A 17,252-nucleotide genomic window follows, 5' to 3' on the forward strand; every position below is an offset into this window, starting at 1 on the left:
TTTTAAGAAACTTTTAATTCCTGCGATTCGATGATAATGGCATGAAGAAGCTCGCGGTTCTTTTCATTGGAATTTGTCTGTTAATCATCGGAACTGCATCCGCATACGGATTATATATTAACTGTTCTGATAAGATTCAGGTAGGACAACCCCTTAAAGTATCCCTTGACAGCAACTTTCCTGCAGGGACAAGTTTCGACCTTGTCTTATACGAATCACAGTACACTGCCACGGAAATCAGCCGGCAGACCATAACAATTCAGGAGGATAAACAGACGCAGTACAAACTATTTGATACAACAGGATTGCGGGGCGGGAATTATAAGGTCGAGATCCAGTTCCATGGGCCCGATTCGTCACGCCTGAGTTCTGACTCAGTGATTGTCAAAATTTTAAAAATAGCCGACCGTTCCGGTGAGATTACCATAACCGCACCGATTACCCAGAATGTGGATGAAGCCCTGCGCATTGAGGGATCCATCCGCAAAGCCGGGAATAATGGTGTAGAGATTGAGGTACGGGGCCCTTCAGGCCCTGTTTTCGGCCCCCAGTGGATTGAGACCAAAAATGACCTGAAATCCGGGGATGGGCAGTTCGTAAGGACAATCCCTGTAGGAACGCGCGGCGATTACCTGGTCAATTTTCAGGATATAAACGGATTCATCGGTACAATCACATTCCACGTTGTCAGTACTTCTCCAACAACAGGTCTGGCAACAGTGAGTACACCTCTCACAACCAAATCGACCACAAGACCACCGGTAACTACGGTCGCGACGACCACAACAACACCAACAAAATCCCCGCTTTCACCATTACTCTCTCTGATCGCTATATCCCTGATAAGCGGGATCGTGATAACATCTCTCACGAATAAAAACAGATGACATCAAATAAAAAATTTTAACCTATTTTCTTTTCCGCCAGACATATACTTCATAGCAGAATAGTGCCGCTATAACAACAGCCCCACCGAGAAAAAATGCTCCGGGGGTGTTGAGTGCAAAAGGCTGGGAAGCGACAATCATATCAGAAGCTCCCTTTGCATAGGCAACTCCTACCGCCGGCGAAGGGGCACCGGATATAGTATTCATTCCTTCCGCTAACCTGCCGGTAGTACCTATGCCAGACTCAAGGATGATAACCACCAGCGATCCAAATGCCACAATCGCAAAAAGGGAAGTATATTTCAGGAGCAGCGACCGGATATTTGTCTGCCGTGGTGCAACGATAAGGAGCTGGTTGGTGAGCATGTATACCTTCACTTCGCGACCTTTTACACTATATTTTGTTGCGGCAACAGAGATGAGCCCGGCATCAAGGAGATTCTCGATATGATATTTGGCAGTGTTCATCGGAATGGAGAGGTGTTCTGAAATCTCGGTGGAGGTCTTCTGTCCGTCACCTATGTACTTCAGGATATCGCCTGCGGTCCTGCTTGCCATCGCCTTTGCAATCCTGGTAGCCTGCTCAGCGCCTGGTTCCAGGAGAACAACCTGATCAGCCATGGAGTGCTGCAATGATCCGTTCGCGCCCGACTTTCAATGCAAGGTCAAGCTGTGCGATATTTGGCCCGCCACCCTGCGCAACCGAGGGCTTTCCCCCGCCTTTTCCACCAAGGAGCTCGCATACCTGCCCGATGATCTCGCCTGCATTTACACGGTTGTCTCCTGAAGCTAGGACGACACGTGCAGTCTCACCGCTTCCGGCAAGCAGCGCCACCCCACCCTTTTCCGATACAGTGCCCGCTATTATTGCAAGTTCGCGCGCCGGGAGATCCAGGCGTTTGACCACAACTGATATTCCACCTATTGTCTCGGCGACCATGTCCTGAATTTCAAGCTCTACCAGCTGATTGCTCAACCTCTCGATCTCTTTTTTCTGGTCTTTCCATTCATTAAAAAACCGGGATACTGTCGCAGGGAGGTTCTCCTGCTGAACGGAGAGGATGTCAGATGAGGAACTGACAATCTGTTCAAGGGTCTGCATATAAAAGAGTGCCGCGATGCCTGCAGCAAACTCAATCCGTTCAATGCCGTCCTGTATGTGCTCTACGCGGATGATCTTTATCATACCGACTTCGCCGGTATTCCGGCAATGTGTACCGGCGCACGCTTCAATATCCCCTGCTACCTTTACCACCCGTATTTCCCGGCCGGGGGGTACTCCTCCCTGGTACAGGATAAAGCCATATTTCTGTTCAGCCCGTGTCCGGTCTTCAATGGTAATTTCAACCGGCTGGCTGGTCATGATCATCCGGTTGGCGGCAATCTCTATGCGCCTGAGTTCATCAGCTGTGATGTGTTTAAAGTGCCTGATATCAATCCGAGAACTTTCGTGACCCTTCTGTGCTCCTGCCTGATGGATGTGTGCACCAAGCACTTCTTTTGCCGCATGGAGCAGGATGTGTGTTGCGGAGTGGTGACGCATCAGCGACCAGCGCCGCTCCTCATCCACCAGACCTTTGACCCGGTCTCCGCGTTTTAAAATTCCGCCGCTGATATGGTGCAGTACAACCTCACCAATCTTTGTGACGCCGTCTACACGAACCATGCTTTCTGCAGACACCAGCGTTCCGGTATCCGAGGGCTGGCCACCCCCCTCAGGGTAAAAAAGCGTCTGGTCCATCACGGCATACCCATCAAAAAAGTCAAGGACCACTCCTTCGAATTCAATTTCAGTTGGTTGCTCGTAATAGAGCTTTTTCGTTGCCGGTAATCCCTGTACTCGTTCGGTATACTTTGCCGATATGTCTTCTGTGACTTCAATTGCGGATTCCGAATGCATATCGGCGATTTGTGAATAGAAGTTATCCGGGAGATCAATAACTGCCCCTTCCTTTGTTGCAATATCCCGGATCATCTCAGGGGGAATACCATGAGAATCATAGAGAGTGATGATCTCGCTCGTCGGAACCCGCTGGCTCTTTGCCTTGTATGTCTTTGCAATTTTCTGTACGATCCGTGTCCCGCGTTCAAGGGTCAACCCGTATTTTTCCACTTCGCGGTCGACAATCTCACGGACAACTCCGGTATCCTGTTCAAAAGATTTGCCCCCGACAATATTCATCTGTTGTTCAATCATGTCGGCAAGCGGGTCTTTGATCTTAAGTTCGTTCATCATCCGCAGAGTCCTTCGGATGACAAGCCGCGCAAGGTAACCCTCTCTCACATTTGAAGGAACGATACAGTCACCGAGCATGTATGCAAGGCATCGGGTGTGGTCAACAACAGCATATATCTTCTCTATCGGTGTGATCATCCGGTCAAGTTTATCGAGCGGTACGTCAATTTGTGCAGCAACTTTCTTTCTGAGTGAGTAGAGGTTGGAACCGGAAATATCCATAAGTCCGGCAAACTTTGCGTTAAGTGCAAGGATTTTGGTGAAATCCTTGTTATCGAGAAGATGGGAAAGCCCTGCCGAACTCATGACCCGGCTGACCATTTCCGGAAACACGGCATCGTAGATTGTTGGCGACCCTTTCGATGCCCAGACAAACCGTTCGAGACCATATCCCGTATCGACAACTCTTGTTTTCATCGGATAATATATCTGGCCGTTCAGGTCGATTCCGGGTTGGCCGGTCTTCTGTTTCCCAAGGCTCATAAAGACCAGAGTGGCAACTTCAAGGCCGCCGATGAGTACTTCGAGACTCGGACCCGCGTTACCTCCACCGATCCAAGGGTGCTCCTTGTACGTCACGCGGTGCAGGTCGGCCCCGATAGATTCAAGGAACTGATCACAGAGTTCCACAGTCCGATCCTTCCAGTATATCTCATCGCTCTGGGTGTTGAAGGCATGGTGAGCCATCATTTCAAACATAGTGAGATGCCGCCCCGACCTCCCGACCGAATCCAGGTCGTTTAACCGGATGCAGGGCTGGGATATTGTGAGTGGATTTGCAGGAGGAGGGACGATCCCGGCCGTGACAAACGGCTGAAAATCTGCAATGGATGCAATGGTGAGGTAGATATCATCGCGCCACCGTGCAACTACCGGGTATCGTGCGAGGCGGGTATGCCCGTTTTTTTCAAAAAATGAAAGGTACGCTTCCCGCATTCCATCAAGCGTATTGCTTTTAAAAACAGGGTTGCTGATAAAATTATAGGGCTCGCAGGGTGCATCCCCGCAAATTTCCCTGCCGGGATCCCGGGTCCAGAACGCGGAACCACAGCTCTTGCAGACTTTCCGGATCAACCCATGTGTTTTAAAATAATCGAGCTGGTATTCTTCTTCAAGCATTATCCACACATCCCAGTGGTATAAACAGGCAAAATTTTAAAGTATGTTAAGCTGATCTTCCTATATGGCACGAATGGAACAGTTCTTAAAACAATATTCCAGGTCCTCAACCAGATCGAGTTATTACTCAAGTGTGGTGGCTTTCCTATCATTCATCTATGGTTTTAATCGTGAAGGCAAAAGAATTACCGATGATGAGAAAAAGACCATAGAGAATTTATCTGAACGCTATTTTGTTGAGGACCGGGATTATGAACAGGACCTGATCAATTTCTCAAACTATTGTGATGTGAAGAAAGCACCCACAACAAAGAGCTCTTACATAGCTGCGGTCCGGGAGTTCTATATTTTTAATGGTGTTGAACTGACGAAAAAACAGGAGAGGAATTTAAAGAATAAAATTTCCCGGGGCGGTCCAGTATCCGAAGAAGAAGATCTCACGAAAGAGAAAATCAGAATGATCCTCAATGCCTCGGATCTAAAATTAAAAACTCTCATCATGTTTATGATCACTTCGGGAGTACGTTTAGGTGAAGCGATAACCCTTACCCTCAATGATGTGAGAATTGATCCGACCGGGGAATATGGGGTTATCTCCCTTAAAGGACAAAGAAAATCCGGGGTCGGGACAAAGAACATACATTCCCGTAAAACGTTCATCAATAAAGAAGCGGTCGAGCTCCTCAATCAGTGGTTACAGGTCCGGGAAAAATATATTGATTATATTATCGGGAGGAGCCGGGGACGGTTTAGAGTTAAGACCGCTAAAAGTGATAACCGTGTGTTTCCTTTCGGGAAAAACAATGCAGAGAATATCATAAAAACCGCTTTGAAAAATGCCGGGGTTTTCAAGAAAGATGAGGACACCGGGAGATCAACTATCCATTTTCATCTATTCAGGAAATATTTTGTTACCAACCTGACCTATGGCGGGGTTTCTGATAAGTATGTGGATTTTTTCACCGGCCATATTGACGCTCTGGACCGGTCATATAACAAACCAACAACAGAGAAACTACTTGAAATTTATATGAAGGGTGAACCGTACCTGCGGATATTTGACGAGAGCGCATTAGAGATCGCAAAAACCCGGGAGGAGATCAAAGATACAAAGGATAAGGTCCGGGATATGCAGATTGAAAATCTCGTTATGAAATCGAAGCTACAGGACTTCGAGCGGGTACAGGCACGATTAAAAGAAGTTGAACAGAAATTGATGGCTATAAATTCCCTTGATAAAATGCAGGGATTACTTACCCCGGAAGATCATACCGCAATAGCCGAAAAAATTATCGCACTTCAGAAGGACCCGGGGAAACGATAACACTTTTTCTTTTCTTACATGCAGAGGTACGACAAGCACCACAACAATATTTTGTTTTTCCGTGTTTGGTGTTTGGTAAGTGTTTGCCACAATTCAGACAGTACCTATGTTTATCAATATCGGTGCCCGGATTAAAACCGATTGTTTTCAAATTTCTTTGACAGGACGGGCAATACTTTTGATGTGATCCATATCGGATAAATTTGTCTTTACAGTGTGGGCATGTCGCAACATCTACCGCACTTCCGGGAAATGTGACTTCAAGCACCCATTCAGAATTTTTTGCATTAAGTATTTGCATTATGATGGGTTTGGGAGAAATCCATAACCCGGGGTTTTCTTCGATGTTTTTTAATTCGTGGTATTTCCGACCTTTTTTAAAAATGTAAAACGGTTTAATCGGGTGCCGGTTCTCAAAATCTCTTACCTGTTTAAGGCAGTCCTGAAATAGATTATATCTCGCCATATCAAGATTTTTGTAATCCTGGATTGTTGGCTCCTCAATAGTATCAAATGAAGCATTGAGTATAATCTTTTTTTGGCGATACTCTCGATACGCTTCTTCTCGAAGTTTCCAAATTTCGCGCTCGTATTCATCAGCATTTTTACAAATATCCATTTATTAGACACCGCTAACGATATTTGATATTTTAATGCAATATTCGTTAGAGGGATATATAACATTTACTTACAGGTAAATATGTTTGAAATACCACGACTCACCTGTGAACGGTGCGGTCACTCTTGGTATATCCGAATACCAGACCCTGTGATATGTCCACGTTGTAAGAATCCTTTGAAGAACAAAAAAGAAACCGGGGCTCAGTCGCCAAACCAGACCCCGGCTATCGCCTCATCTGGAGGGACATAATGAGCTCTTCTTCAGAAGTTTTAACATTATCTTCTGATGTTGTCGAGTCCTTGCCGATCTTCTATCGAGCTATGGCTCAACATCTCGCCGAAACTGGCCGGGCAATAATCAAGGGTCCTTCAGAAAAAGAGCAACCAAAATAAGAGGTTTTTCGGGTGGCTCCGGTGAAACCTCTTGTATCTAACAATTGTGATTTGTTAATTAAATACGTTTCCGTCCCGACTGAAACACTTTCAGAAGAAGTTTCCCCTCTAAACGGTATGGGGTCGGGTGACTCCATCCCGGTTCTGTTGGGTGATAATGAATCTGTTTTCTCAGTACAAAAACCTGCCGGTTCTGTTTCTAAACGGGAGGGTGGTTACATCCATCCCGGTTCTGTTGGGTCCGCTTGTCCTGCATGCCAACCGGAAACCGGCCGTATCTCTGCTATTGTACAACCTATTTCCGCCGTCGTAAAATCCATCTTTTCAACATTTGGCTTTGTATTTGGATGCAATCAAAAACCAAGTTATGATAGTTGCGGGAAAATCCGTGCAAAAATTGTGTGCAGTGTAGATGAAACCCATAGACCTTACTTCAAACATGAACGATGTAACGATCCGGGATGTCCGATCTGCTATACAAAATTCGCACGTCGCATAGCGGATGCGGTTGTCAAAAGAGTGCAGGGTTATATGTCCGTGTTTGGTTTTGATCCAATATCTCATTTGATATTCTGGCCGGATTCCTTAACGGGATATTCAAATTTACAAGAAGCGTTCCGGGATGCCAAATTTATGCTCGGTAAACTCGGTGCAAAAATGGCGGTCGTTTGGTATCATCCGTACCGAATACCTGATGACATAAAAGAACAATTGCGCCGATATAGACGAGAGCATGGTATTTCGAATAAAACGGGGTTCTGGGAGATGGCGCATGATGACGTGTTGAATCTGGGTTCTCTGGAGGCTTATGTCGTTTATGGACCGCACTTCCATGCCATTGTATCAGGGTATCTGAAATCATCAAAAGAATATGCCAAACTCGGGATTGGCGGATACAAAAAAGTTCGGAGATTGGATGCAGTGGAGGATCTTGAGCGCGTCGCATATTACATCAGTACCCACGCATGCAGAGAAGCTACAAAATCAACAGTCCGGTATTTCGGAAAAATATCATATTCAAAACTTGCACGAGATGAAGGTACTGAAATTATCGAAGATGTTATTTGTGAAGTTTGCGGTAAATTACGGATGTCTTATCATTGCAACGATGAGGGCGAAACATCGGGGGTTTTACAGCACCATATCACGAGAAAGGTAACTATCCATAAATATTGGGAACGGGGTAAGGAACCGCAAGGGGTGCGGAAATCCCGCCGTTCTTTGAAATGGGCTACCGGTTGGTTCAACAAACATGGGTATTGCGGTGGTCAAGTACAAGGAAGTAAGGAGAAATATTATGACCAATGGGGTGCGATGTGAACGAGCCCGATACAATCGAGCCGGAGATCCGCTTTGAGCCGGTGCCGGTCGAGTGTCACGGTCCTTTTATCAAACTCCATGATGGTTGGATTGTTCATCTCTGCGATGCCTGTATATTGTTCCCCTGTGAGGAATGGCGATGAGCGCCGGAATGAATCCCCTCTTTGTTGCTAAGCTCAATCCTAATCAAAGAGCATGGATAAAAACGGCTAAGGGTGTAAAGTTCGTTAAGGAATTTCTATGGAAAAAAGGGAATCATTGTTTTGTTTTTGGAACTACCGGGTCCGGGAAAACTCAAAAACTTTATTTGTTGCTTTATTGGTTGAAGCACGGTGAAACCCAGATATGGTTCAGTACCGGAAAAAGTGATGAGATACTCCCGTTATTTTTCATGGGAATGAAGGTCAGGGTAATTGTTCCGAAAGGAACCTCAATCGAAATACAAGAAGAACACGGGGATGGGGTTTATGAACCACTGGATGAACAGCCGGAAATCATAGAAGTATCAAGTCCTATTGAAGCGTGGCATGCAGTAAAAAAACCGTCATGGAATAAGAACCGTAACAAAGTTTTTGATACAATCAGTATCTTCGAGTTCAGGAATACAATACCGGATAATAGTGTTCGTTTACGATGGATGAGTGAACTTTTTGAAACACTTGCTTTCCGTACACGGTTAAAACAGATGCCAAAGATATTTCCCTGTACGATATACCTAGATGAAGCACAATGGGCTATTGCAGGACAGAGAATATCGCGGGATGCAGAACGGGAAAGAGTAACTGAAACCATAATTGAAAACGTGCTTGAGATGAGAAGCGCCGGGTGCCGGTTCGTTCTCTCCGCACAAGATTATACAAACGTCCCGCCGGCTATCCGGCAAAATATGCTTTGTTCTATCATCTGCCGGGGTGCTGACGTTGCGCGGGATGAGAGTAAGGTATTAGCACAACATACCAGAGGGATGCACGGCAGAACATCACCGGCGCACTTCAAGAGGGATGAGGGATACTTTGTGCATGCTGACGGTACAGTTTACCCGGTTGGCCGGCCGTGGATCTTTCCTTTATTCCCGCTTGAATTAGAAGATAGAGAACGAATCAAACACATGAGGGTTAAGTACAGCGGTGAGTATGCCGGTGAACCTGTCATTATTCCTGATGAGGAACTGGATTATACTTCCATGAATCTTGGAATCTATGCAGATCGTGTCATCAAACCAGCTCCAGAGCCACAAATACTAAGTAGACATGGCAGTTTGCCGGTTCCTGATGCACTAATAACAGATTGAACCTGCATGAACAGGAACCGATTGATTTTACTTCTTTTTTAGGAAAAAATTCCAAATATTTTGAATCTTTCGTTTTTTTGTATTATAGAATGGGGAACGCGATTCACCGTGCTAATGTTTAGCATGCTACAATGTAGCACGGTTATCCTTTCATGGCGCGCAGGGTCCTTTTCTCCGTCCTGTAACATTAAAAAAAGTGCTGTTTATACCACATTGTTGTGTCAATAACAAGCATGAAAAACCACGTGTTGTATCAATAATTCAATTCAGAGAGTAATTATTGTATCTTTTCCGCTGATTCCCGGGTTGCCCCGGTAAAATGCCAATGATGAACGAACCCTTAATCCATTCATCTCTGTGTTTTCCACCGGTCCTGATACCAGAGGCCGACTCGATCGAATTTTCCTGTAGAATGCGCAAACCTGACCGCAAGCAGGTGCCAGCACCCCCGTCCACGGTACAGGAAATCCCCACAGGTGCAAAAATCTTCATCAATAATATACTCAGAGGTTGCTCCCTGAACAATAAAAAAATCAAGATATTTTTTCACGCGCCCCTCTTCAAGAGCTGCCAAGGCTTTTATCCCGCGGGTGCCGTACGTGAGCTTGATCTCCTCACGGGTCAGAGGATCGATCTCCTTTTTTCCTGATAGCCGTGTAAACAGGTCAGTCATGTGAGTTGTCTGATTAAGGGTGGATCATCAATATATTCCCACCCCATCCGCATGCCGAGTTCCCGCATTGCCGGCGCTTCAAGTGAGTAATGGGTCGCTTCAATGCAGGGAATTGCCGCACTCCGTGCAACCGCATGCTTCATCTCTGCCGAGAGGAACGCATCAGCGCCCATTACTTGTGCCTCTTCGATTAATTCAGGATCAAACCCACTGCCGGCAACCACACCAAGCTTATGCACAGTTTGACCAATTTCACCCCAGATGCGGATATTCCCCCCAATGCGACGTGATATTTCTTCCGGCGATGAACCGAATGTGCCGATCCTTCCCGCTGACATCGGCATAATCCCGGTAAGGTCGAGCAGGTGACAGAGCGTATCATTGACTCCACCGTCAGCACGATCAAAATTGGTATGCATAACATAGAGGTTCATCTCTGCTGCAAGGAGAGTACGCAGGATCCGTGCGGTACATCCAGTCACCTGCGTCACCGGAGTCCAGAGAGGAGTATGGTGCACAACAAGCATATCTGCAGATGCAGCAACTGCTCTTTTTACTACGGCCGGGGTTACATCAAGGGCGCAACAGACACGGGTGATCTCAGGCCGGCCCTCAATTATAAGTCCGATCCGCCCCTGATCAAATTCTTCGGCAAGCACGGGGGGCGCAAGCTCCTCCATCTCCCCGATAAACGCTCTGATATCCATAGAATTGTATGGGAGAACCGGATTTATGACTGTGACTGCCACAAATATTACTCATAGTAATAAGAAATAATATAAATATGCGTATAACGATATTTTGGGTATGCGCAAGTCAATCGAGCAGATCAACCAGCGGATCCGCGATGGCAATGCCCGGGTTGTAACGGCAGAAGCGATGCCTGATATTGTTGCGGAACTTGGTGAAGATGGTGCATTAAAAGAAGTTGATGTGGTTACTACCGGCACATTTGGCGCGATGTGCTCATCGGGCGCGTTCCTCAACTTTGGTCACGCGGAACCACCCATCCGCATGGAACGGGTCTGGCTCAATGATGTGGAAGCATACGGGGGACTTGCAGCAGTCGATGCCTATATCGGGGCTACACAGCAGTCAACCACACGGGAAGACCAGTACGGGGGCGCCCATGTAATCGAAGATTTGGTCTCTGGGAAAGCAGTCGAATTACGGGCAATATCCCGGGGCACTGACTGTTACCCAAGGCGGACTATTACCACCGAACTTCTTTTGGAGAACTTAAACCAGGCAATCATGTGTAACCCGAGGAACGCGTACCAGCGGTACAATGCAGCGGTCAATACGACGGACCGGACCCTCCACACCTACATGGGCACTCTGCTCCCCTCCTGTGGCAACATCTCGTATTCCGGCGCTGGCCTGCTCAACCCGATCACGAACGACCCGAAACTCCGGTTCATTGGCAGCGGCGTCCCCATATTCCTCTGTGGGGCACCCGGCAGGGTAATCGGCGAAGGTACTCAGCACTCCCCCGCAGGTGGATTCGGCACTCTGATGGTTACAGGGGATTTAAAGATGATGTCACAGAATTTCCTGCGCGCAGCGACCATGTCAGGGTACGGTGTCACGCTCTATGTAGGTCTGGGTGTGCCTATCCCGGTGATTGACAGGGATACAGTACGCGCAACTGCAGTCCGTGATGAGGATATCATGGTCGACCTGATCGATTACGGCATCCCCAGCAGGAACCGCCCTGCATTAAAAAGTGTGAGCTATGCCGAACTGCGCAGCGGGACCGTATACCTAAATGGCGAAGATGTACGAACCTCATCCCTCTCCAGTTTCCGCAGGGCGCGGATAGTGGCATCAACACTTAAGGACTGGATAGAAACGGGAAAAATGGAGCTCTGCATGCCTACCCGGCCAATCGATCCAAAAAAACAGGTGCGTCCTATGCATGAGACTGTAAGGGGGCCCCGAGTGCTCGATATCATGGACAGAAAAGTGGTGAGCATTGGTGAAGATGAAGAGATAAAAACTGCCGCACAAAAACTACTCAAAGGTGAAACAAATCACCTCCCGGTCATCAATGCAAAGGGCAGGCTTGTAGGTATTGTCACGACGTTTGACATTTCAAAAGCGGTGGCAAACCCGCAGAAAGCCAGCCTTGTGCGCGATATAATGAAAAAGAAGGTGGTTACGACCACTCCTGATGAAGCGGTCGATATCGCAGTGCGCAAACTTGAGCAGCATAATATCAGCGCGCTCCCGGTAATTGATACCAAGGCACATGTAGTTGCGATGCTGACGGCAATGGATTTGGGCAAGCTTTTCGGGGGCAGGTGGCTGAAATGAAGCTGCTTGTAAACTTTTCACGCGGAAAGGGAAGGAAGCCAATCATTGCGCAGGTTGTGCGAGATACAGGTGTCCTGATCAATGTCGAGCGCGCGGTGATCGATTCGTCTGAAGGGGAGGCGCTTATCGATGTTCCCGATGATGCCTGCCATCTGGTGCGCGACAGGATGGCGAGCCTCGGTGCAACAGTCAGGATTCTTGAGCACGGGGTGACCTTTAACGAGAGCGAATGTGTGGACTGTGGAGCCTGCATCAGCATCTGCCCCCGCGAGGTCTTTTCATTTGACAAAGACTTCACACTTCACCTTGCGGAGGAACGCTGTATCCTCTGTGGCAAATGTATCGATGCCTGCCCGCATCAGGCCCTTGCCCTGCCGGTATGATTCGGGAGCGGTTCTTCTTCCGGCAGACAATCGCTACAATCCTTGCTGATCATCCGGAGCATATCGCCGCGGCAAAGGAGGGAATCTTCGCGGCACGGCAGGATGTGGAACGATATATCGCACGCGACCCGTTTTTTCAATTAACCCTTGAGCCGTACGCACCTGATTCGGATGATCTGGTGATTGTGCGGATGGCGGAGGCTGCAAAGAAAGCAGATGTCGGACCTATGGCAGGAGTGGCAGGGGCAATTGCGTGGGCGGGAGTCGAAGCGATGGTTGCGAGCGGTGCTGTATTTGGAGTTATTGATAACGGTGGTGACATCGCACTCATCTCCGACCGCCCTGTACGTGTAGGAGTGCATGCAGGCACAGCACCAATATCGGATCATGCAGCGTTTATTGTCCCCCCACAAGAGCGGATAATGGGGATCTGCACCTCATCAGCAACGGTCGGGCCATCTGTCTCATTTGGGATAGCCGATGCCGTTACCATCTTTGCTCATGATGTTGCGCTGGCGGATGCATGGGCAACATCAGTGTGTAACAGGATCAGGGCAGATGACACATCTGTATTCTCCAAGCTTGATCCCTCCGAAGTGATGGGCGCATTTGCAGTCATTGGTGACCATACCGAACAATGGGGTAAACTCCCTCCATTGGTCAGTGCAATAGTGGATGAGCACCTGATCAGTGCCGGTGACCACCTATAGCGTCGATTCAATATAGGTGAGCGCGTCCCGATAGGCATCGGTCCCCAGAAATGTTGCAAGCGCTTTCTCCCCGTCGCTGACTACCATCACGGGCTTGTAAGCGATGACCCCGAAGATGAGCTCTAAAAGCTCGACCTCATCAACGATCACACCCCCTTCAAGGGCAGATGCGGGCATCAGGATCAACCGCTCCATCCTGAGAATATCCGGGATTTCACGAAAAAAATAAAAGAATGTCTGGTACGCGTTTAAAAGATCAGATACCAAGAGTTCGTTGCGCAACTCTGGTACAAGCCCGTCAAGTTTTTCTGCGAGCATCCCTTCATCCTCCCCACACTCATCAAGAAGCCGGTCGGCAATTTCGATAAGTTCGTGATATGGGACGGTGCATGCAGCCTTGTATATCATATTCAATTGAATTCCCATTTAAGGAAAATAATTGGATCGTATTCTAGAGTATACTACAATAATAAACAATATGTACACCAGCAGGGAATGATTACAGGTGAAAGACGAGCACATTGACTGGCTGATCTACCACCTAATCGAACCCATGGGTCCGGTGACAGTAGAGGAACTCGCTAAAAAAAGTGGTCTGGATCCTGCCACGGTCGAAAAGTCAATTTTACGGCTTGAAAATGACCTGCTCGTTGAACAATACAAAGGCAGGATACGCCTGCTCTCTTTTGGTGAATCCCTGATCCGGTGTCAGGTGAGATACGACCCTGCCCTCCCGTACACAATCGAAAACGGGGTCATAAAAGAAAAAAAGAGGCCGGACCCTTGACCCGTGTAGCAGTCCTGCGGATTGGCCATCGACCGGAGCGTGATCAGCGGGTTACCACGCATGTCGGGCTGACCGCCCGTGCGCTGGGCGCGGATGGGATGTACCTTTCCGCGGATGACAAGGGGGTGGTGCAGAGCATCGCTGATGTCGTGGATCGCTGGGGCGGGGTATTCTATTGTCAGGATAAAGTAAAATGGCGGCGATGCATCCTTGACTGGAGGAAAGAGGGAGGCTCGGTTGTTCACCTTACAATGTACGGGTTGAAACTGCCGGATGTCATCGGGAAAATACGTCGTGAGGACAAGGTCCTTGTGGTTGTTGGTGCCGAGAAAGTTCCGGGTGAGATTTTCGGGCTTGCGGATTATAATGTCGCGGTCACGAGCCAGCCCCACTCGGAGATTGCAAGCCTTGCTGTCTTCCTTGATAACCTCTTTTGTGGAAATGAATTGACCCGGGAATTTGCCGGTGCAAAAATCCGGATTATTCCTTCTCCAGCAGGGAAAAAAACGGAGTGAACATGAAAGGGCGTGCGCTGGTAGCCGGGTTTGCCACCCGCCATGTGGCGCAGTCAGCGTTCCGTGCCGGCTATGCTGTCTGCGCGGTTGATCATTTCTGCGATCAGGACCTGAACTGGTATACACAGGACCATATAAAATTTGATGAACTCGAAGAACTCCCTGCGGCAGTAGAGGAAATGTCAAGCAGGCACCAGTTCGATTTGCTAATTGTGACAAGCGGTGCAGAAGACCTGCAAACCGATCTTTCTATTTGTGGCACATCCCGTGAAAAGGTCGCAATGTTCCTTGATAAACTCGATACACAAGCCTTTTTTGAGGAACTTGGAGTGCCTGTTCCCGGCCTTATGAAGGGGGGGGATTACCCTGCCATGGTAAAACCCCGACGGGGTGCAGGGGGTTGGCGCAATGCCATCATCTCCGGAACGGAAAATCTTGTTACATGGCAGAAGCTCTATCCGGGTGTACCCTACCTGTTGCAGGAGGTAATTGAGGGTATACCCTCAAGTGTGTGCTGTGTGACTGATGGCACACGCGCCCGCGCGATCACCACAAATGAGCAAATTCTGAGGGGAGAGAACGGTTCATCATTCGGATTTTCCGGATCCATAACTCCGTTGATACACCGGGAAAAAACCCGCATGATGACCCTTGCAGAGAAAGTTGCAGCAGCAAGCGGTTGCAGGGGAACAATCGGTGTTGATTTTGTGTGTGGAACCAAACCCTGTGCAATTGAGATCAACCCCCGGTTTCAGGCAACTGTGGATACGGTTGAGCAGTCAATGGGATGCAATATGTTTCAGCTTCATGTGGATGCATGCCGGGGAGTTCTGCCGAAATCTCTCCCACGGCCGTTACAATTTTCTGCCCGAAGCATACTTTTTGCGGACCGTGATCTGACCCTTCGATCCAATCTTGCGCGTCTTTCACCTATTGTCGCAGACATCCCGTATCCTGATACATACTTTGAAAAAGAACAGGCAATTGTAAGCGTCTATGGATGGGGAAAGACCAAAAATGCAGCTCTTCTGTTGCTGGATAAGCATATTAAAACGGTTCAACAATATCTACGGTGATGGATGCCGCTGAAGATATGTTAAAGGATCCGGCGATCCGTGCGTACCTGCACAGGTTGATCGGTGATGAAGGGCTCGATCTCCTGATACGTTTCCCTGATGAAGGGGAGCATAGCGATGAAGACCTGGCAGCAAAGACCGGGATCAACCTCAATACCGTAAGGCACACCCTTTATACCTTGTATGAAAAGCGGCTGGCAGAATATCACCGTATAAAGAATAATGAAACAGGCTGGCTCACGTATCTCTGGCAACTCAGGGTTGACAAGATATACGATGCCATCCGGGAAGACCTCCAGCTCGTCCTTGATAAACTGGAACACCGTGCCCAGTTTGAAGAAGAGAACGATTTTTACATATGCAAGGACTGCGGTATCATCTATCCCTTCACCCGTGCACTGGATAACGAGTTCAAATGCACGGAATGCGAGAACCATATTGCGCACTTTGACAATGATGCGCTCCTTGTTGCCCTCAAACAACGTGTCCGGAGCATTCAGGAATCACTTGGTCATGTCCAGTCCTCGTGAACAATACGAGGATTTGCTGCGAAACGCCGGTTGCAGCCCAAAAGTGATCGCGCACTGCAGGGCTGTCACGGATTGCGCGCTTGAGTATGCAGGGAACAACCCGCTTATTGACCGGAACCTGCTTGAAGCTGGAGCCATGCTCCACGACATCGGGCGCGGGAAAACGCATTCTATTCATCATGCACAGACAGGGGCAGATATATGCCGCGCCCTTTTGTTTACTGAACCGGTGGCCCGGATTGTCGAATGCCATACCGGTGCAGGCCTGACTGCTGATGAGTGCACTCTCCTTCACCTCCTCCCCCGCAACTGTACTCCGTGCACTGCAGAGGAACGGATTCTTGCACATGCTGATAACCTAATGGTGGGGACTCATAAAGGCAGGATTGAGGGGACGCTTGGTTCTGCCATCCACCTCAGCAGGAAAATCCGAAGACGGCTGTACCACCTTGCACTCGATGTCGAGTGTTTGTGCAAAAAATAAAATTAAAAAAATATTCAGATGATAACCTGTTTAACCTGATGCAGGGCACGAATTTTTTCAACAACACCTTGTGGCAGAGGTTCTTCGACAATGATCACAAGCTTTGGTTCTTCTGAGAGGTGAGGGTCTGTCACAAAAATCTGGCGAATAGAGAGAAGATGATCCGAAAGTACCCTTACCGTCGCACCGACAATTCCGCGCTCGCTGGCATTTTTCGGCAGAACTGTGATGACTGAATACCCTAGCGCTTCAGCCACATGGCTGAGGTCCGGGGTGGCACGCATGTTGATAAATATCTCTTTTAACACGGGGCGATCGAGAATGCGGTGCGCTGTCGAATCCACGACACGACGGTCTGACCCGATTGCCTTGGCAACAGCAGTTGCAGGGACCTCAATACCATTGCAGCTGATCCTGCCATCCTCCGTAACACCAAATCCATTTTCCAGCAAAAACCTGACAACCCGGCTCTGTGAAGGGGAATCCGCAAATTCGTGGATGATGTCTGACCACATACAAAGCACTGGGCATGGCGTATATAAATATACATCTATGCTGGTTGAGCAGCATTCCGATAATGGTTTCGA

20 protein-coding genes are annotated in these 17,252 nt (G+C 48.3%); 12 read left to right on the forward strand and 8 right to left on the reverse strand.

The genetic code is table 11. The annotated features are described in order from the left end of the window. The first annotated feature begins 41 nt into the window (after positions 1 to 41). Positions 42 to 887: a hypothetical protein gene (locus OS112_05970; protein ID WAC04021.1), complete on the forward strand. Its 846-nt coding sequence runs from the start codon at positions 42 to 44 to the stop codon at positions 885 to 887. Between the two features lie 21 nt (positions 888 to 908). Here OS112_05970 and OS112_05975 read toward each other — a convergent pair whose 3' ends face one another. Together OS112_05975 and alaS are read right to left on the reverse strand one after the other, a co-directional pair. Beyond that, positions 909 to 1,508 carry a helix-turn-helix domain-containing protein gene (locus OS112_05975; protein ID WAC04022.1) on the reverse strand — a complete coding sequence of 200 codons (600 nt, stop codon included), beginning with the start codon at positions 1,506 to 1,508 and terminating at the stop codon, positions 909 to 911. Further along, positions 1,501 to 4,242, reverse strand: a complete 2,742-nt coding sequence (alaS, locus tag OS112_05980; GenBank protein WAC04023.1) for an alanine--tRNA ligase — start codon at positions 4,240 to 4,242, stop codon at positions 1,501 to 1,503. The genes OS112_05975 and alaS overlap by 8 nt, the downstream gene beginning before the upstream one ends. A 64-nt stretch (positions 4,243 to 4,306) precedes the next feature. Between alaS and OS112_05985 the strand changes: the two genes are divergently transcribed. After that, positions 4,307 to 5,566 carry a tyrosine-type recombinase/integrase gene (locus OS112_05985; protein WAC04024.1) on the forward strand — a complete coding sequence of 420 codons (1,260 nt, stop codon included), beginning with the start codon at positions 4,307 to 4,309 and terminating at the stop codon, positions 5,564 to 5,566. On the opposite strand, the gene OS112_05990 is transcribed toward OS112_05985, so the two are convergent. Further along, entirely contained in the window at positions 5,532 to 6,185 is a 654-nt protein-coding gene (locus OS112_05990) for a hypothetical protein (protein WAC04025.1), read from the reverse strand. The genes OS112_05985 and OS112_05990 overlap by 35 nt on opposite strands. A gap of 416 nt (positions 6,186 to 6,601) precedes the next feature. Here OS112_05990 and OS112_05995 point away from each other — a divergent pair, with 416 nt between their 5' ends. Then, the gene (locus OS112_05995) at positions 6,602 to 7,900 is read left to right on the forward strand and encodes a hypothetical protein (protein WAC04026.1); all 1,299 of its coding nucleotides are present in this window, start codon (positions 6,602 to 6,604) and stop codon (positions 7,898 to 7,900) included. Here OS112_05995 and OS112_06000 read toward each other — a convergent pair. Beyond that, positions 7,876 to 7,998, reverse strand: a complete 123-nt coding sequence (locus tag OS112_06000) for a hypothetical protein (GenBank protein WAC04027.1) — start codon at positions 7,996 to 7,998, stop codon at positions 7,876 to 7,878. The two genes, OS112_05995 and OS112_06000, sit on opposite strands and share 25 nt — an antisense overlap. 41 nt (positions 7,999 to 8,039) lie before the next feature. Here OS112_06000 and OS112_06005 point away from each other — a divergent pair, with 41 nt between their 5' ends. Then, positions 8,040 to 9,191 carry a hypothetical protein gene (locus tag OS112_06005; GenBank protein ID WAC04028.1) on the forward strand — a complete coding sequence of 384 codons (1,152 nt, stop codon included), beginning with the start codon at positions 8,040 to 8,042 and terminating at the stop codon, positions 9,189 to 9,191. Positions 9,192 to 9,540: 349 nt separating this feature from the next. Here OS112_06005 and OS112_06010 read toward each other — a convergent pair whose 3' ends face one another. After that, positions 9,541 to 9,864: an SWIM zinc finger family protein gene (locus tag OS112_06010; protein WAC04029.1), complete on the reverse strand. Its 324-nt coding sequence runs from the start codon at positions 9,862 to 9,864 to the stop codon at positions 9,541 to 9,543. Beyond that, entirely contained in the window at positions 9,861 to 10,571 is a 711-nt protein-coding gene (locus tag OS112_06015) for a Nif3-like dinuclear metal center hexameric protein (GenBank protein ID WAC06147.1), read from the reverse strand. Before OS112_06015 ends, OS112_06010 begins: the two co-directional genes overlap by 4 nt. Positions 10,572 to 10,671: 100 nt before the next feature. On the opposite strand from OS112_06015, the gene OS112_06020 reads away from it, so the two are divergent. The 3 genes from OS112_06020 to OS112_06030 are packed head-to-tail and all read left to right on the forward strand — an operon-like array spanning position 10,672 to position 13,273. After that, complete coding sequence (locus tag OS112_06020) at positions 10,672 to 12,180, forward strand: homocysteine biosynthesis protein (protein ID WAC04030.1); 1,509 nt, start codon at positions 10,672 to 10,674, stop codon at positions 12,178 to 12,180. Then, positions 12,177 to 12,563, forward strand: coding sequence for a 4Fe-4S binding protein (locus OS112_06025; GenBank protein WAC04031.1), 387 nt, complete (start codon positions 12,177 to 12,179; stop codon positions 12,561 to 12,563). Before OS112_06020 ends, OS112_06025 begins: the two co-directional genes overlap by 4 nt. Then, on the forward strand, positions 12,560 to 13,273 hold the full coding sequence (locus tag OS112_06030) for a UPF0280 family protein (protein ID WAC04032.1): 714 nt from the start codon (positions 12,560 to 12,562) through the stop codon (positions 13,271 to 13,273). Before OS112_06025 ends, OS112_06030 begins: the two co-directional genes overlap by 4 nt. On the opposite strand, the gene OS112_06035 is transcribed toward OS112_06030, so the two are convergent. After that, positions 13,268 to 13,681: a hypothetical protein gene (locus OS112_06035; GenBank protein ID WAC04033.1), complete on the reverse strand. Its 414-nt coding sequence runs from the start codon at positions 13,679 to 13,681 to the stop codon at positions 13,268 to 13,270. The two genes, OS112_06030 and OS112_06035, sit on opposite strands and share 6 nt — an antisense overlap. A 97-nt stretch (positions 13,682 to 13,778) precedes the next feature. On the opposite strand from OS112_06035, the gene OS112_06040 reads away from it, so the two are divergent. Genes OS112_06040 through OS112_06060 form a run of 5 tightly spaced genes read left to right on the forward strand, consistent with a single transcriptional unit; the run spans position 13,779 to position 16,665 of the window. Further along, positions 13,779 to 14,060, forward strand: a complete 282-nt coding sequence (locus OS112_06040) for a MarR family transcriptional regulator (GenBank protein ID WAC04034.1) — start codon at positions 13,779 to 13,781, stop codon at positions 14,058 to 14,060. Further along, on the forward strand, positions 14,057 to 14,575 hold the full coding sequence (locus OS112_06045) for a tRNA (cytidine(56)-2'-O)-methyltransferase (GenBank protein ID WAC04035.1): 519 nt from the start codon (positions 14,057 to 14,059) through the stop codon (positions 14,573 to 14,575). The genes OS112_06040 and OS112_06045 overlap by 4 nt, the downstream gene beginning before the upstream one ends. A gap of 2 nt (positions 14,576 to 14,577) precedes the next feature. After that, a complete protein-coding gene (locus tag OS112_06050; protein WAC04036.1) occupies positions 14,578 to 15,651 on the forward strand; it encodes an ATP-grasp domain-containing protein in 1,074 nt (357 codons plus the stop codon). Further along, positions 15,651 to 16,181 carry a transcription factor gene (locus tag OS112_06055; protein ID WAC04037.1) on the forward strand — a complete coding sequence of 177 codons (531 nt, stop codon included), beginning with the start codon at positions 15,651 to 15,653 and terminating at the stop codon, positions 16,179 to 16,181. Before OS112_06050 ends, OS112_06055 begins: the two co-directional genes overlap by 1 nt. Then, positions 16,165 to 16,665, forward strand: a complete 501-nt coding sequence (locus OS112_06060) for an HDIG domain-containing protein (GenBank protein WAC04038.1) — start codon at positions 16,165 to 16,167, stop codon at positions 16,663 to 16,665. The genes OS112_06055 and OS112_06060 overlap by 17 nt, the downstream gene beginning before the upstream one ends. 14 nt (positions 16,666 to 16,679) lie before the next feature. On the opposite strand, the gene OS112_06065 is transcribed toward OS112_06060, so the two are convergent. Then, positions 16,680 to 17,180, reverse strand: coding sequence for a regulator of amino acid metabolism, contains ACT domain protein (locus tag OS112_06065; protein ID WAC04039.1), 501 nt, complete (start codon positions 17,178 to 17,180; stop codon positions 16,680 to 16,682). Positions 17,181 to 17,252: the final 72 nt, after the last annotated feature.

It is taken from the genome of Methanoregula sp. (genome assembly GCA_026625165.1).
In the GTDB taxonomy this organism is placed as follows: domain Archaea; phylum Halobacteriota; class Methanomicrobia; order Methanomicrobiales; family Methanospirillaceae; genus MVRE01.

Bases quoted from the DNA above. Each gene is read 5' to 3' on its own strand.
- OS112_05970 (WAC04021.1), top strand. From the start codon at position 42: ATGAAGAAGCTCGCGGTTCTTTTCATTGGAATTTGTCTGTTAATCATC.
- OS112_05975 (WAC04022.1), bottom strand. From the start codon at position 1,508: ATGGCTGATCAGGTTGTTCTCCTGGAACCAGGCGCTGAGCAGGCTACC.
- alaS (WAC04023.1), bottom strand. From the start codon at position 4,242: ATGCTTGAAGAAGAATACCAGCTCGATTATTTTAAAACACATGGGTTG.
- OS112_05985 (WAC04024.1), top strand. From the start codon at position 4,307: ATGGCACGAATGGAACAGTTCTTAAAACAATATTCCAGGTCCTCAACC.
- OS112_05990 (WAC04025.1), bottom strand. From the start codon at position 6,185: ATGGATATTTGTAAAAATGCTGATGAATACGAGCGCGAAATTTGGAAA.
- OS112_06000 (WAC04027.1), bottom strand. From the start codon at position 7,998: ATGAACAATCCAACCATCATGGAGTTTGATAAAAGGACCGTGACACTC.
- OS112_06005 (WAC04028.1), top strand. From the start codon at position 8,040: ATGAGCGCCGGAATGAATCCCCTCTTTGTTGCTAAGCTCAATCCTAAT.
- OS112_06010 (WAC04029.1), bottom strand. From the start codon at position 9,864: ATGACTGACCTGTTTACACGGCTATCAGGAAAAAAGGAGATCGATCCT.
- OS112_06015 (WAC06147.1), bottom strand. From the start codon at position 10,571: ATGGATATCAGAGCGTTTATCGGGGAGATGGAGGAGCTTGCGCCCCCC.
- OS112_06020 (WAC04030.1), top strand. From the start codon at position 10,672: ATGCGCAAGTCAATCGAGCAGATCAACCAGCGGATCCGCGATGGCAAT.
- OS112_06025 (WAC04031.1), top strand. From the start codon at position 12,177: ATGAAGCTGCTTGTAAACTTTTCACGCGGAAAGGGAAGGAAGCCAATC.
- OS112_06030 (WAC04032.1), top strand. From the start codon at position 12,560: ATGATTCGGGAGCGGTTCTTCTTCCGGCAGACAATCGCTACAATCCTT.
- OS112_06035 (WAC04033.1), bottom strand. From the start codon at position 13,681: ATGATATACAAGGCTGCATGCACCGTCCCATATCACGAACTTATCGAA.
- OS112_06050 (WAC04036.1), top strand. From the start codon at position 14,578: ATGAAAGGGCGTGCGCTGGTAGCCGGGTTTGCCACCCGCCATGTGGCG.
- OS112_06055 (WAC04037.1), top strand. From the start codon at position 15,651: ATGGATGCCGCTGAAGATATGTTAAAGGATCCGGCGATCCGTGCGTAC.
- OS112_06060 (WAC04038.1), top strand. From the start codon at position 16,165: ATGTCCAGTCCTCGTGAACAATACGAGGATTTGCTGCGAAACGCCGGT.
- OS112_06065 (WAC04039.1), bottom strand. From the start codon at position 17,180: ATGTGGTCAGACATCATCCACGAATTTGCGGATTCCCCTTCACAGAGC.